We start from the raw sequence: 15459 nt of genomic DNA, 5'->3' as shown, positions 1-15459 counted from the left end.
CAAGCGCAGCTTGCGGAAGTCCGGCTCGCGAAGCGAGCGTATTGATGCGCACTGTTATGCACTTACCCCCACAAAAAAAACGAAGCTACAATAAAAACAACTGTTAAAAATGGTGCTCCAATATAGATCCGTCTAGCGCTCTTATAGTAAGCATATACGATGCCATAGGTTTTAATCCTCGACAAAATGGCACCAACAATAAACGCAATAACGTTTTGTACAAATAGCACCACCAGCATTCCGATACCCACGAACTTCAGAAAACTATATTTGTCATTCGAAGGTTCCTCAAAATCCTGAACAAAAAGCAAAAATGCACAAAAAAAAAGAACATTTACAGCAGCCATCAGCCACGGGTACTTCTGCTTGGCAAAACTACTATTCCCCTCTCCCAATATTGATGAAGGAGCACTATATATATTCATATCTCATCTTTCCAATTTACGCATCACCAAGTTATGACGGGCACTTTGTCCATTAATATACTGTATCAGACAAACTGGATAAACTTTCCTTTCTATTAAGATAAATAACTTAGGCGGTATTTTCTGAATACTGCGCATTATTGGCATTTCCCACTTTGCCATTTAATGCTACTTTTTAGGCCTCTTCTGTCCATTACGTAATACACAATACTGCACACTGGACAAGGTTTTTTTCTTAAATCAATCAGTTATAGGTTTTGTTGTTATTTTCCCATTATCCTACTCGCTGAAAATCCCCAATATCATTATTGTACTGGTTAACTATACCGGTAAATTTAATGTTGTTTTTCGATGTAATGTAAGCCCAGATGCGCACGCGTTAGTAGGCCTTCGCAAGGTAAAAAGTTACGCCCAGTAGCTTCAACACTTTCCGCTGCTTAACCGTAAAACAACACCCTTTTCTTTCCAGGGAAGCCCACCATTATTCGCAAGGCTTGCTCCACAAACTCTCGCCCCTAGGGATGGGTTTACGGCGGTGTTGTGGGGCAAGCACGCAATGGGTGTCGGCACTAACTTGATCAACGCTGCGCAATCTAACTGCCCACAGACGATAGGGGAACGAGTGGATGACCCTTCCTTGATGTCGATGACCCAACCCGAATAGAGTTCTGACCCTCCCGGATAAGGTTCTGACCCAAACCGGATAGACTTCTGACCCATCCGGATAGACTTCTGCCCCTCCCGGATAGGGTTCTAGCCCAACCCGGATAGACTTCCGACCCTCCCGGATAAGGTTCTGGCCCCCTCCGGATAGGCTTCTGCCCCCTCCGGATAGACTTCTGACCCCTCCGGATAGGCCTCTGCCCCTCCCAGATAGACTTCTGCCCCCTCCGGATAGACTTCTGACCCCTCCGGATAGGCCTCTGCCCCTCCCGGATAGGCTTCTGACCAACCCGACACCAGCTTCACAACTAAGCCATCGCCACAACTCTCCAAAACATCGATTGGGGGTTTACTCCACAAACTCTCGCTTGCAGGGATGCGAACGTGAAGCCCCCACGGAAGGATTTACGGCGGTGTTGTGGGGCAAGCACGCAATGGATGTCGACACAGCCCCTAAATCTCGATCAAAAAATCACCCGCAACCCACCAATCAACTCTTAACCGCACAGCCTCCCCAGTTGATACAAACCAAGTAATAAATACAAATACCCGCTATTCTCCACCCCATTACCCAACACGGAATACAGAGAACCCTATGGCTCAATCAAACCCATGCCCAAGCTGTCACACCAAATTAACGTGGCAAGACGGCCTTTATCGATGCGAACCCTGTAAAGTAAGCTATAAAAAACGCGCTTTTTGCCCCGACTGTGAGGCCGAGTTAGAGACACTTCAAGCCTGTGGCGCAACCAGCTATTTTTGCAATCAGTGCAACGGCTTGAAATCTAAAAGCCAAGTACGCATCGAGTTTGGAAACGTAGGCTAACCAGATTGCTCGCCTTTGTTTATCGCTGTTAAGTGTTAACGTCATGATTATGAACCTCAATATATTTATAGCGGGTTACCAAAAGAGTTTAACGCTTAAATTACCGAAAAATTTACATAGAGCGTGAGACGTAGACAGTCCACCTCGATGCCAAGCGTTACCACCGGCATTGTGTTCTCAGAATAGCCATAAGTTCAGGTGGACCCCTGCTGAAGTTTGTTTTGTACGATTAACCAGTACACAGGGCATGTATCAAGTACGCCTCTCGGGATTATTCGTTCGAAGCGGACACAAAAAAGCCCCTTTATTTCTAAAGAGGCTTTTCCTTTTATTTATTCGCTTATAGATTAAGCGGGAAACTTGGCTCTGACACTCGCCAATACACCCTGTTCATAAAATTTATTCAACCAGCCGGTTACACCCTCAACAACCGTAGGAATACTTTTTAAATCGGTGCCGAATATTTCCGTTACTCCCATTAGTGCATTTACCATGGCAGCGGGGTCGCCCTTATTGTCGTCGCACAACTTGCGTAACTGTGCAGCCAGAGGATCACGCACTTCAATCGCTTCACCTTTTTCATCTACACCTGAGACATAACGCATCCACGCAGCAACGGCGATACAGATAATATCGATATCAGCAGCGTTTTTTAACTGGTCCCGCAAGGTATCAAGCAGCCGTTGAGGCAGTTTTTGCGAACCGTCCATTGCGATCTGCCAAGTTCGGTGCTGCAAACCGCGATTGCTGTAGCGCACTCGTAGTTGCTGTTTATAGTCTTCTATATCAAAGCCTTCAGGCGCTTCCAGGGTATCTCCCGCACTGTCCATATAGTCTTTACACATAGCGACAAACGATGGCTCTGTCATCACATCGCTTATGGTTTCGAAACCGGAAAGGTAGCCGCAATAGGCCAGCAATGAATGGCTGCCGTTCAACAAACGCAGCTTCATATGCTCGAAAATTTCTACATCTTCCACAACCAACGCACCCACTTTTTCCCACGCCGGACGGTCGTTGCAGAAATTATCTTCAATTACCCACTGGCGGAAAGGCTCGCAGACAACGCCGCCTTCGTCACGCATTCCCAACTGAGCATCCAGAGACGTCAAATCATCGTCCGTCACCGCAGGCGCTATACGGTCCACCATCGTGCAGGGGAAAGTGGTATTTTCTGCAATCCAATCGGCCAAATCTGCATCGTATAAGCGTGCAAATTGCAGGACTACATTGCGCAAGACTTTGCCGTTATTGGGCAGATTATCACAACTCAGCAAGGTGAAACTCTTAATCCCTTTCGCTCTGCGCTGCTGAAGCGCAGACACGATATACCCCGGTGTACTTTTAGGTTCATCGATATTTTTTAAATCGTATTGAATCTGCGGGTGCCTAAGGTTGAGATTGCCCGTTGCTGGATCATGGCAATAGCCTTTTTCAGTCACCGTAATAGAAACCAGTTTAATGCTTTCGTCTGCCATTAGAGCAATTAACTTGGCAGGATTCTCCGGGCCAACCGACACACCGATAACAGAACCAATAACCTGAATCTTTTGCTGGTCGTTATCTTTGACGGCAACAGAATAGAGGCAGTCCTGGGGCATTAACTGATCATATATCCGGTTAGAGCGTAAATCGCCTCCAACAATCCCCCAATCGCCACCAAACTCGGCTAAAACTTGATCGGTATAGACCGCCTGATGAACACGGTGAAAAGCGCCAATCCCGAGATGCACAATACCCGCTTTTAACGAATCCCTATTGTAGGTGGGACGAACAATATTTTTTGGAAGCTGATCTAAGTTATTCTGATTTAAACGGTTCATCACTACTCCAGATACAATAACGTTGCTCTGCATTGGTCACGGCAAAGCAACACTTTTCGAGGTGTTTTTAAACGCCTCTAGAAAACACGGAATTCTACCACAGCACTATCATTGACAAGAGGTGCTGCAACACACTGAAAACGGTTTCAACGATGACAAAGCAACGTACATTTGATCGAGGTACCGATCTGTGTAAATTACCTCTCTTTGAAAAACTTTTCACGCTTATCCAGCACCCTAGACAGGCCACCCTTGAAAAAAGCACAAAGGTGGCTGCTTTTTCAATAGGCGTGTTAGCGGTCTACTCGGGCCCCACCACCGCCAACAATTTTTTCAACTTCTTTTAAGTTAGCCATCGTGGTATCACCTGGGGTTGTCATGGCCAAAGCCCCGTGCGCTGCACCGTAATTAACGGCTTTGTCGGGATCACCAAAGGTAAGGTAGCCATAAATCAAGCCGGAAGCAAAGCTGTCGCCGCCGCCAACGCGATCCATAATTTCCAGGTTGGGCCTGTGAGTAGCCTCATAGAACTCTCCTGCAGCCCAGCTTATAGCACCCCAGTCATTTACTGTGGCAGTTTTAACCGCTCTCAGGGTGGTCGCCGTCACTTTAAAGTTCGGAAATTCTGTTGTGGCTTTGTTGATCATAGCTTTGAATTTATCGATCTCCAGGTTCGACAAATTATGATCGACACCTTCAACGTCAAAGCCCAGGCAAGCTGTAAAGTCTTCTTCGTTGCCGATCATGACATCGACATATTGTGCCAGTCGACGATTGACTTCCTGTGCCTTGGCCTCGCCACCAATAGATTTCCATAGCGAAGGACGATAGTTTAAATCATAAGAAATAATGGTGCCGTATTTCTTTGCCGCCGCCATAGCCTCTTCGACAACATCTGCGGTAGATTCAGACAACGCAGCAAAAATGCCACCGGTGTGAAGCCAACGAACACCTTTATTTCCGAACAAGTCTTCCCAGTCGATATCTCCTCGCTTTAATTGAGATACCGCGGTATGGCCGCGATCCGAAACACCGACAGCGCCACGGATACCGTAACCGCGCTCGGTAAAGTTAAGGCCGTTGCGAACCGACTGCCCCAGACCATCGTAAGGTACCCACTTGATCATGGAGGAATCCACTCCGCCCTGCAAAATTAAATCTTCCACTAAACGGCCAACATCATTATCTGCAAGCGCAGTAACAATCGCAGTACGCTGACCAAAGCAACGTCGCAGGCCACGAGCGACATTGTATTCACCGCCACCCTCCCAGGCGCGAAACTGACGGCTACAACGAATACGCCCCTCTCCTGGATCCAAACGCAGCATAACTTCACCAAGCGACACTAGATCATATTGACAACTTTCTTTTGATTTTATATTTAAAACCGACATAGCTTATTCCTAAATTTATGACTTATCTCTACGCTTGTAAACTGTTCACCAAGTCCACAGCCTCTTTCGTTAACAAGGCTATTTGATCAAACTTTTTATCTTCAATCAGATCGGATTTCACCATCCAGCTGCCACCGCAAGCCAGGACTTTAGGAAACTTCAAATAATCTAATAGATTATTTGCACCAATACCGCCAGTGGGTATAAATTTGATTGAGCCGTAGGGCGCACTTAACGCTTTTAGCGTGTTTATACCACCGAAGGCTTCCGCCGGGAAAAACTTCAGCACCTCTAGATCATAATCCAACGCCATTTCAATATCCGTTGGATTAGTAATCCCAGGAGCAATGGGTATATTGTTTTCTACGCAGTACTGAACCACTTTTGGATTAAAACCTGGCGACACCATAAAGGTCGCCCCGGCATCAACTGCGGCTTTAACCTGATCAATTTTGGAAACAGTACCAGCACCCACCTGGATATTGCCCAGTTTGGCCATAGCCTTTATAGAATCCAAAGCCGCTTCGGTACGAAAGGTAATTTCTGCACAGGGCAATCCACCTTCAACCAAAGCGTTAGCAAGGGGCACAGCGTCAGCGGCATTGTTAATGGCGACAACGGGAACAACTTTAATTTTCTCGATTTTTTTCAATTCAATATGCATATGCTCAATCTCCAGTTAATCTCTTTCGAATCGCGTTTAATAAAAATTAGTTTCAAGCTTTACTCTAACGACATAGCTATTTCGTCAAAGTGAGCGTGCATGGCCTCGGTAGCACCATCAACATCACGCTTAATTAATCTTTCTGCTAACCGTTCGTGAAAGCCCTGTACTGCGCTCATCTGCTCTCGGTTCAGGCGCTTATGCAAGCCTTTTCGCACAGACGCGCGAATCGCATCACGCAAAGACTCCAATAAATGCACCATCATGGTGTTGTGGGTAGCGTGGGCGATGAGTAAATGGAATCTCACATCCAGATCGGCAAAGGCTTCTGCATTGTGCATGTTTTCACGCATTTCCCGAACCAGCGCGTACAGACCATGCAATTCCGCGTCACTGCCGCGCTGAATAGCCAGGCTCACACTCTGAATCTCCAACGCTATGCGTATTTCCGCAAACTCCCAGGCGGCTCGCTGATCCACCTGCATAAAGCGCTGAAAATAGTCAAGGAGAGGTTCAGAGGTTACCGGCTTGATTTTCGCCCGTTTACCATTGGCTATTTCAATAATACCTTTGGCCTCTAGACTTTTTAATGACTCTCGTATGACCGCACGACTGGCACCAAATTTTTCGGACAGTTCGGCGATAGAAGGTAAACTATCCCCCTCTTCCAAACCGTTTTGGTCTATATATTGGTAAAGCTGCTCATTCGCTTGATCTACCAAGGTTAGCGGCTTTAGCCGCGTCAGCATAACCATATTCGCCCGCCATTTGGTGGTTGCTATTGGAAATTCCGGATGATTATAATGGGTGCCATCCACCTATCGGATAGGTGGGTAATATAAGCTTCAAACGACTTATTGTCAATTCGACACTAAGCCACTTAGAAGACGCAATATTTACAGACAAAAACAGACCTTTTTCTGACATTTTCTACCAAATCTCTCAATATTTAACACTCTAAACAAACAGTTCTCTAAAGGCTAAACAATGGCACGAATTGCAGCAATTGGCGAAGTTATGGTGGAGCTATCTCCATTCCCAACAACAGAATCAACAGATAAAGAAGTCATGGCCTTGGGCTTTGCCGGCGATACCTTCAATACTGCAATTTATATGGCACGAACCGGTATACAAACCGACTACGCAACCCTGCTCGGTGACGACCCTTACAGCACACAAATTCTGAATTTGGCATCATCCGAAAAAGTCGGCACGGGCATGATTGAAACAATGCCTGGGCGCTTACCGGGTATGTATATGATTCGCAATGCCCCCTGCGGCGAACGAGAATTTTACTATTGGCGAAAAGAGGCCCGTGCACGTGAACTGTTCGCGGATAAGGCCCACACCGAACAACTCACCAAACAACTAATGACCTGTGACTATCTCTATTTTAGTGGTATCACCCTTGCCATAATCAGCGACCACTCAAGAGAGATGCTCTTAAATTTTGTCGATGAATATCGCAGCCAGGGCGGTGTATTTTGCTTTGATATTAACTATCGGCCACGCCTGTGGGATTGCCAAACCCAGGCACAAAACATCATGATGGATATGATGGCCCATGCGGATATGGCCCTACTAACACTTGATGACGAAGCAATGCTGTGGGGCGACGGATCTATTGAGGCAACCATTGAACGCTACAAAGGCTGCGCGGTTAAAGAGCTAATACTAAAACGCGGTGCTAAGGAAGTGGTAACACTGGTAGACGGAAATGAAGTACATATCCCTGTTCCCTGGGTCGAAGGCGTAGTCGATACAACCGGAGCGGGAGATTCATTTAATGCCGGTTACGTTTCAGCAAGAATGCAGGGGCTTTCGAGCGAAGAGGCCGCTAAACATGGAATTCATGTGGCCTCCATTGTTATCCGTAATCGCGGCGCGATCGTAAAGAAAAGCAATTTCGATGCGGAGTATAAAGGACTACAACTCTAACAATAGTTACCCCCGGCCACACGCCGGGGGTAACAAATGACGCTTTTATTTTCCGTATAAGCCAAAGTAAGTTGGCAAAAATTCACTGATGGCTGGTATATAGGTAACCAATAATAGAGCAATAAACATGGCTCCGTACAATGGAATCAAGGGCCGTATTAATTGTGCAATGGTGGTCTTAGCGATACTGCAGCCGACAAATAAAACCGCCCCCACGGGTGGAGTACACAAGCCAATACACAAGTTCAACACCATCATAATACCGAAATGTAAGGGCGACATACCCAGACTGACCGCAACCGGTAAAAAGATGGGTGTAAAAATCAGCACAGCGGGCGTCATATCCATAAAGATACCCACAGCCAATAGAATCAGATTAATGGTAAGCAAAATAATAAAGGGGTTATCGCTCATGTGCATCAGCGCATTGCTGATCGCCTGAGGAATATTATCGTAGCTTAACATCCACGACATAGCGGTGGATGTTGCAATTAGCAACATAACAATTGCCGTCGTTTCTACAGATTTGGTAAAGATTTCTGGCAAATCGCTAACCTTTACCTCTCGGTAGACAACGACTGAAAGCAACAGCGAATAAAGGACCGCAATCACACTGGCCTCGGTCGCAGTGACATAGCCCCCAATAATACCCCCAATCACAAGAACAATTAAAAAAAGACTGGGCAATGCGTCCAGAGTTTTAACCACGGCCTCTCTAGCCGTCGGAGCACGACCAACAGGATAACCATTTATTTTTGCATAAATAGCACAAACGCCCATTAGCCCAAGAGAAACGAGGAGGCCGGGTAAATAGCCAGCGACAAACAGCGCTGCAATCGATACGCCGCCGCTCGCAAGAGAATAAATAATCAGAATGTTACTGGGAGGAATTAGCAGGCCGGTGGTGGAGGACGTTACCGTAATTGCAGCGGTAAAGTTTCGATCGTAACCTTCTTTTTCCATCGCCGGGATCATAAAACCACCAATAGCGGAAGTGGCCGCAACCGACGAACCAGAAATAGCACCGAACAAAGTACAGCTAATAATATTGACGAATGCCAGACCGCCCGGCAGCATCCCGATTATAGCTTTAGCAAACTCAATTAACCGATGCGCAATACCACCTCGCCCCATCAGTAGACCCGACAACACAAAAAATGGAATCGCCAGTAATGCAAAACTGTCAATTCCTCCACCCATGCGCTGCGCGATGGTAGTTACTGCAGGGATAAAATCAATAGTGAGCAGCATAGCAAGTAGGGTCGCCACACCAATACTGATAGAAACAGGAACATTAATCAGCAGTAAAATAACAAATGAAACCAGTAAGACAACAACAGAAATTTCCACTTAAAGCACCTTTATGTATTATTTTATCGCCGTAAACGAATCGTGCTCGGCAATTTCGGCCGGCGCTGTTATCAGCCGTTCAAATGCAAATAACACGATTAAAACCCCACTAAGCGGAATCACACTATAGACATAACCTATAGGAATCTGTAACGCTGCAGACAATTGATTGAGTTCCAACGTTAGGCTCACCAGATTCCAACCACCCACTACCATTACGGATAAAGCGAAAAGCAGGCATAGACTATCCGCCAGCTTTTGGGCAACCAGCGCTGTTACACCCGTCAAGGCGCGGGTAACGATATCTAGCCCCAAATGTGCGTGGCGACGATAAGCGTAAGCTGCGCCTAGCAACCCGATCCATACCAACAAATAACGTGCGACCTCTTCGGTATAGGAACTCGGCTCGCTTAAAATAAAGCGAGTAACCACCTGCCAGGTAACGTCGAGCACGATTAAAAACATTAACAGGCCGAGAAAATGGCCCAGTACAAATTCGGTTTTTGATAGGAAATTTTTCATCTGGTCCCCTACATCGCCTGTATTTTTTTAAGAATGTCGTAAGCTTGAGTGCCTTTATAAGACTCGTGCATTTCTATAACGGCATCCATAAACGGTTGCTTATCGGGATACACCACTTCAACCCCCGCTTCACGCACTGCACTTAAGGCGTCCTCTGTTGCCTCCAGCCATAGCTGTCGCTGGTAGATTACGGCTTCATCCATAGCTTGTTGCAACCATACCTGCTGCAGCTCAGTTAGGGAGTTCCATACATAGCTGCTGATCAGCACAATATCCGGGACCGATGTATGTTCGTTTAGGGTGTAATATTTGGCGACTTCAAAGTGCTTGGATGAATAGAAGCTGGGAGGGTTATTTTCGGCACCATCCACTACACCTTGCTGCAAAGCGGTATACAGCTCTCCCCATGAAATGGGCGTTCCAGATCCCCCCATTGCCTTAACCATTCGCACAGAAGTCTGACTGTTCATCACCCGAATTTTCATACTTTTAAGGTCGGCCGGGGATAATACCTGCTTGTCGACGGTGTAGTAGCTGCGACTTCCCGAATCAAAATAACCCAAACCGCGTAAACGTACCTTTTCACCAGACATCAATAACTGTTTACCCAAAGGGCTATTCAGCATGCTCCAATAATGTTCGTGATCGCGAAAAACGTAGGGCATGCTGAAGACTTTCATTTCAGGAACAAAGCCTTCAAGAGGACTCGTAGACACTTTTGTCATGGCGAGACTCCCTATTTGTAGCAGCTCTATGCTCTCACGCTCGGAGCCCAGTTGCCCGCCGGGATAAATATCTAACCGCATACTGCCCTTGGATATTTCATCTAATCGCTCGGACATAAAGACCATAGCCTTATGCACTGGATGAGCGGTATCGAGTGAATGGGCCATTTTGATTACCCGTACTCCAGTTTTATCTCCGCAAGCAGCGATAAGCGAACACAGAAAGGCAACCATCAATAATCTAAAGACTATACGCACATACATCATTTTATTGTTTTAGTGTTGAGTGAATTGATTTGCGTAGTATTCTAACAGATAAAAAAAAGCTCGAGACAAGGTGTATCAATTTATTTGTATACAAGTACGCATCATCAAAGGTAAGTATTTGACCTGCCCCGAAGAAAACACCAAAAATCGAAAACTGACGTATTTCAGACACAAAAAAGGCCGCATAAAGCGGCCTTTTCTAGATGAGCGGCTAGTTACTCAATAATTTTGGCAACAACACCAGCACCAACGGTACGGCCACCTTCGCGAATTGCAAAGCGTAAACCGTCTTCCATTGCGATAGGAGCAATCAGAGTAACAACCATCTGAATATTATCGCCAGGCATTACCATTTCAACGCCTTCTGGCATTTCGCAAGCACCGGTTACGTCAGTCGTACGGAAGTAGAACTGTGGGCGGTAGCCTTTGAAGAATGGAGTGTGACGACCACCTTCGTCCTTGGACAGAACATAAACTTCTGCTTCGAACTTAGTGTGTGGAGTGATAGAACCTGGCTTAGCCAGTACCTGACCACGTTCAACTTCATCACGCTTAGTACCACGCAACAGAACACCAACGTTCTCACCAGCACGGCCTTCGTCCAGCAGCTTGCGGAACATTTCAACACCGGTACAGGTCGTTTTGGTTGTGTCTTTGATACCAATAATTTCGATTTCTTCACCAACGGTAACGATACCACGCTCTACACGGCCAGTAACAACAGTACCACGACCAGATATAGAGAATACATCTTCGATAGGCATCAGGAACGGCAGGTCGATAGCACGCTCTGGCTCGGGAATGTATGCATCCAGGGCTTCAACCAGCTTCTTAACAGAAGTTGTACCCAATTCGTTGTCATCTTGACCATTCAGAGCCATCAGCGCTGAACCTGCGATGATTGGGGTATCGTCGCCTGGGAATTCGTAAGTGTCGAGCAGCTCACGCAGCTCCATTTCAACCAGTTCCAACATTTCGTTGTATTCGTCGGAACCAACGCCACCACAATCTTCCGCGAGCAGGTCAGCTTTATTCAGGTAAACGATGATGTAAGGTACACCAACCTGACGAGACAGCAAGATGTGCTCACGAGTCTGGGGCATAGGGCCATCGGTAGCACCACAAACCAAAACAGCGCCATCCATCTGAGCAGCACCCGTAATCATGTTTTTCACGTAGTCGGCGTGTCCAGGACAGTCAACGTGTGCGTAGTGACGAGAAGGTGAATCGTACTCTACGTGAGAAGTTGCAATAGTAATACCACGCTCACGCTCTTCTGGCGCATTATCGATACCATCGAAAGCAACGGCAGTACCGCCCCACACTTCCGCACATACACGGGTTAGGGCTGCAGTCAGAGTGGTTTTGCCGTGGTCAACGTGACCAATGGTACCAACGTTTACGTGGGGTTTATTACGTTCAAATTTTTCTTTAGCCACTGTTCTATTCCTCTAAATTTTTGAACTTGAAAACAGAAAAAGGAAATGTCTCACCGATTTAATTTTTAGCGATGATTTCTTCCGCAATTTTATTAGGTGCTTCAGCGTAACGCTCAAACTCCATGGTGAAGGTCGCACGACCTTGTGTTGCAGACCGCAGATCAGTGGCATAGCCAAACATTTCAGCCAGAGGCACCTCTGCGGTTACAACTTTACCTGAAGGGTTTTCATCCATTCCCTGAATCAAACCACGACGACGATTGAGGTCTCCCACAACGTCTCCCATGTTTTCTTCAGGTGTCACGACTTCTACCTTCATCATTGGCTCAAGCAGTACAGCACCGCCTTCCTGCGCCAATTTCTTAGTCGCCATTGAGGCTGCAATTTTAAAGGCGATTTCGCTCGAGTCAACATCGTGATATGACCCATCATAAAGCGTCGCCTTCAGCCCCAATAACGGGTAACCCGCGACAACGCCATTCTGCATTTGCTCGGATATACCCTTCTCCACTGCCGGGATGTATTCTTTTGGAACAGCACCACCAACAATTTCGTTGACGAATTCAAGACCTTCCGCGTTTGTATCATCTGCTGGTTCAAATTTAAGCCACACATGACCAAACTGACCGCGACCACCAGACTGTCGTACAAACTTTCCTTCAATTTCACTACTGCGTGTGATGCGCTCTCGATAAGCGACCTGCGGCTTACCAATATTGGCCTCCACGCTAAATTCTCGGCGCATACGCTCAACGAGAATATCCAGGTGCAACTCACCCATACCGGAAATAATCGTTTGCCCCGTTTCTTCGTCTGTTTTTACGCGAAAAGAGGGGTCTTCCTGAGCCAACTTACCGAGAGCGACGCCCATTTTCTCCTGATCAGCTTGAGAGCGGGGCTCAACTGCAACAGATATAACTGGCTCCGGAAACTCCATACGCTCCAACACGATTTTACCCTGCTCAGAGCAAAGGGTATCGCCTGTGGTCACATCTTTAAGACCAATGGCGGCGGCGATATCACCAGCCAACACTTCTTTAATTTCTTCGCGACTGTTGGAGTGCATCTGCACCATACGACCAACACGCTCTTTTTTTTGTTTAACCGAATTATAAACGGCTGTACCACTTTCAAGCTTTCCAGAATACACACGGAAAAATGTCAGCGTACCCACAAAAGGGTCTGTTGCAATTTTGAAAGCCAAAGCTGCAAACGGCTCGTCGTCATTGGCTTCACGTGTCGCGACCGTCTCACCATCTAACAAGGTGCCTTGAATCGCTTTTACTTCCGTCGGCGCGGGTAAATATTCAACAACCGCATCCAACACAGCCTGTACGCCTTTATTCTTAAAGGCCGAGCCACCCAATACCGGCACAATTTCATTGGCCAGGGTCCGAGCGCGAATGCCCGCCTTTATCTCATCTTCCGAGAGCTGACCGTCTTCGAGATATTTTTCTGTTAGCTCATCGTTTGCTTCAGCTGCCGCTTCCACTAAATGCTCTCGCATTTCCTCGCACTGATCCCGTATATTTTCGGGGATGTCGTCGTAGGTAAAGGTCATGCCCATGTCATCTTCATTCCACAGGATCGCTTTCATCTTCACTAGGTCAACAACACCCTTAAAATCTTCTTCTGCGCCGATTGTCATTTGCAGTGGTACTGCAACAGCACCGAGCCGCTCTTTGAGCTGCTTCACAACCATTTCAAAGCTGGCTCCAGCACGGTCCATTTTATTCACGAACACCATGCGTGGAACTTCGTACTTATTGGCCTGACGCCATACGGTTTCCGTTTGCGGCTGCACGCCCGAGGAACCGCATAAAACAACGACAGCGCCGTCAAGTACGCGAAGGGAGCGTTCCACCTCAATAGTGAAGTCAACGTGCCCAGGAGTATCGATAATATTAATCCGATGCTGATCGAACTGCTTCTGCATTCCCGCCCAAAAACAGGTGGTAGCGGCAGAAGTGATGGTAATACCACGCTCCTGCTCTTGCTCCATCCAGTCCATGGTGGCAGCACCATCATGGACCTCACCAATTTTATGCGACAAACCGGTATAAAAAAGAACACGCTCGGTCGTGGTGGTTTTACCCGCGTCAACATGCGCGCAGATACCGATATTTCGATAGCGTGCGATTGGGGTCTTACGTGCCACGATTGTGTTCTCCAGTTACCATTATCGACTTCTACTTTCGCAATTTAACTTTAACTGCTCTTTTTATGCTTTATGAAAGCGCTAAAAGGCAGCTGAGGGCTGCCTTCTGCTGCAAATCTTAAAAAACACTAAAAAGTTTGCGAAACGCAGTAGAGGTTTTAGAAGCGGAAGTGCGAGAAGGCCTTGTTCGCTTCTGCCATGCGGTGAACGTCTTCACGCTTTTTAACCGCGCCACCCTTACTTTGGGAAGCATCGATTAATTCACCAGCCAAACGCTGAGGCATGGATTTTTCACCGCGAGAACGGGAATATTCCACCAACCAACGCATTGCCAGTGCTTCACGACGAGAAGGACGAACTTCTACAGGCACCTGATAGGTAGCTCCACCCACGCGGCGGGACTTAACTTCCACCAGCGGTGCGATGTTTTCCAGAGCTTCACCGAAGACTTCCAGAGGATCTTTGTTCAGTTTTTCCTGAACCTGTTCCAGAGCGCCATACACAATACGCTCAGCTACGGATTTTTTTCCACTGATCATCACGTGGTTCATAAATTTTGCCAATGTCACGTTACCAAATTTGGGATCTGGTAATATTTCGCGCTTGGCGACAACTCTTCTTCTAGGCATGTTTGTAACTCACCGATTACTCAAAAATTCAGGCTTATCCGGGACGCTGAGTAAACTCTTTGTTTAGAGAAAGCCGCCCGGCCTTACTGGTTCTACCGTAAAACGCTTACGCGCACCTGCGTCAATTACTTAGGACGCTTAGTACCGTACTTAGAACGACCCTGTTTACGGTCGTTAACGCCAGACGTATCCAAAGAACCACGAACAGTGTGGTATCGAACACCAGGCAAGTCTTTAACTCGACCGCCACGGATCAATACAACGCTGTGTTCCTGTAGATTGTGACCTTCACCACCGATGTAGGAAGACACCTCGAAACCGTTAGTCAAACGCACACGACATACTTTACGCAGTGCTGAGTTTGGCTTTTTAGGTGTTGTAGTGTAAACACGAGTACAAACACCACGGCGCTGAGGACATGCTTCCAAAGCACGAACGTCACTAGCCTGAACTTTGCGTTTTCTCGGCTTACGAACCAACTGGTTGATCGTTGCCATGAAACTTAACTCCAAAAAATAAATTTTATTTCTGCCCGCTTAAAACGGATACACAGAAACTATTTCACTTAAAAAGGGCAACAAGTGCCCCCCGCCAATAACAGCGGGTGGCGCATTGTAATGACACCACCCGCTATCG

15 protein-coding genes are annotated in these 15459 nt (G+C 46.9%); 2 read left to right on the top strand and 13 right to left on the bottom strand.

All coding sequences use genetic code 11. The annotated features are described in order from the left end of the window. Positions 1 to 62: 62 nt before the first annotated feature. On the bottom strand, positions 63 to 425 hold the full coding sequence (locus H5715_RS00875) for a hypothetical protein (RefSeq protein ID WP_075186023.1): 363 nt from the start codon (positions 423 to 425) through the stop codon (positions 63 to 65). A gap of 753 nt (positions 426 to 1178) precedes the next feature. Then, positions 1179 to 1448: a hypothetical protein gene (locus tag H5715_RS00870; RefSeq protein WP_075186024.1), complete on the bottom strand. Its 270-nt coding sequence runs from the start codon at positions 1446 to 1448 to the stop codon at positions 1179 to 1181. A 235-nt stretch (positions 1449 to 1683) separates the two neighbouring features. Between H5715_RS00870 and H5715_RS20485 the strand changes: the two genes are divergently transcribed. Then, the gene (locus H5715_RS20485; protein WP_075186025.1) at positions 1684 to 1914 is read left to right on the top strand and encodes a zinc ribbon domain-containing protein; all 231 of its coding nucleotides are present in this window, start codon (positions 1684 to 1686) and stop codon (positions 1912 to 1914) included. A gap of 347 nt (positions 1915 to 2261) precedes the next feature. On the opposite strand, the gene H5715_RS00860 is transcribed toward H5715_RS20485, so the two are convergent. The 4 genes from H5715_RS00860 to H5715_RS00845 all read right to left on the bottom strand — a co-directional run bounded on the left by H5715_RS00860 (position 2262) and on the right by H5715_RS00845 (position 6550). After that, positions 2262 to 3737, bottom strand: a complete 1476-nt coding sequence (locus H5715_RS00860; RefSeq protein ID WP_075186026.1) for a mannitol dehydrogenase family protein — start codon at positions 3735 to 3737, stop codon at positions 2262 to 2264. A 293-nt stretch (positions 3738 to 4030) separates the two neighbouring features. Beyond that, complete coding sequence (locus tag H5715_RS00855) at positions 4031 to 5131, bottom strand: sugar kinase (RefSeq protein ID WP_075186027.1); 1101 nt, start codon at positions 5129 to 5131, stop codon at positions 4031 to 4033. Positions 5132 to 5159: 28 nt separating this feature from the next. Further along, positions 5160 to 5795: a bifunctional 4-hydroxy-2-oxoglutarate aldolase/2-dehydro-3-deoxy-phosphogluconate aldolase gene (locus H5715_RS00850; RefSeq protein WP_075186028.1), complete on the bottom strand. Its 636-nt coding sequence runs from the start codon at positions 5793 to 5795 to the stop codon at positions 5160 to 5162. 59 nt (positions 5796 to 5854) lie between these two features. Beyond that, the gene (locus H5715_RS00845; RefSeq protein ID WP_246434638.1) at positions 5855 to 6550 is read right to left on the bottom strand and encodes a FadR/GntR family transcriptional regulator; all 696 of its coding nucleotides are present in this window, start codon (positions 6548 to 6550) and stop codon (positions 5855 to 5857) included. A gap of 232 nt (positions 6551 to 6782) precedes the next feature. Between H5715_RS00845 and H5715_RS00840 the strand changes: the two genes are divergently transcribed. Then, positions 6783 to 7733 carry a sugar kinase gene (locus H5715_RS00840; RefSeq protein ID WP_075186029.1) on the top strand — a complete coding sequence of 317 codons (951 nt, stop codon included), beginning with the start codon at positions 6783 to 6785 and terminating at the stop codon, positions 7731 to 7733. Between the two features lie 45 nt (positions 7734 to 7778). Here the strand turns inward: H5715_RS00840 and H5715_RS00835 are convergent, their stop codons facing one another. The 7 genes from H5715_RS00835 to rpsL all read right to left on the bottom strand — a co-directional run bounded on the left by H5715_RS00835 (position 7779) and on the right by rpsL (position 15320). Beyond that, positions 7779 to 9083 (bottom strand): TRAP transporter large permease, encoded by a 1305-nt coding sequence (locus H5715_RS00835; protein ID WP_075186030.1) that lies wholly within the window; start codon positions 9081 to 9083, stop codon positions 7779 to 7781. Positions 9084 to 9101: 18 nt separating this feature from the next. Beyond that, entirely contained in the window at positions 9102 to 9605 is a 504-nt protein-coding gene (locus tag H5715_RS00830) for a TRAP transporter small permease (protein ID WP_075186031.1), read from the bottom strand. An 8-nt stretch (positions 9606 to 9613) separates the two neighbouring features. Next, positions 9614 to 10564, bottom strand: coding sequence for a TRAP transporter substrate-binding protein (locus H5715_RS00825; protein WP_246434816.1), 951 nt, complete (start codon positions 10562 to 10564; stop codon positions 9614 to 9616). A gap of 248 nt (positions 10565 to 10812) precedes the next feature. Continuing rightward, on the bottom strand, positions 10813 to 12036 hold the full coding sequence (tuf, locus tag H5715_RS00820; protein WP_075186033.1) for an elongation factor Tu: 1224 nt from the start codon (positions 12034 to 12036) through the stop codon (positions 10813 to 10815). A gap of 58 nt (positions 12037 to 12094) precedes the next feature. Beyond that, complete coding sequence (gene fusA, locus H5715_RS00815; RefSeq protein WP_075186034.1) at positions 12095 to 14194, bottom strand: elongation factor G; 2100 nt, start codon at positions 14192 to 14194, stop codon at positions 12095 to 12097. A gap of 158 nt (positions 14195 to 14352) precedes the next feature. Beyond that, on the bottom strand, positions 14353 to 14823 hold the full coding sequence (gene rpsG, locus H5715_RS00810) for a 30S ribosomal protein S7 (protein ID WP_075186035.1): 471 nt from the start codon (positions 14821 to 14823) through the stop codon (positions 14353 to 14355). 125 nt (positions 14824 to 14948) lie between these two features. Continuing rightward, positions 14949 to 15320, bottom strand: coding sequence for a 30S ribosomal protein S12 (gene rpsL / locus H5715_RS00805; protein WP_075186036.1), 372 nt, complete (start codon positions 15318 to 15320; stop codon positions 14949 to 14951). Positions 15321 to 15459: the final 139 nt, after the last annotated feature.

Origin of the sequence: Teredinibacter haidensis (assembly GCF_014211975.1) — a bacterium.
Taxonomy (GTDB): Bacteria; Pseudomonadota; Gammaproteobacteria; order Pseudomonadales; family Cellvibrionaceae; genus Teredinibacter; species Teredinibacter haidensis.
Note: the sequence above shows the minus strand (reverse complement) of the source record. Positions and strands in the feature narration are given on the sequence as shown.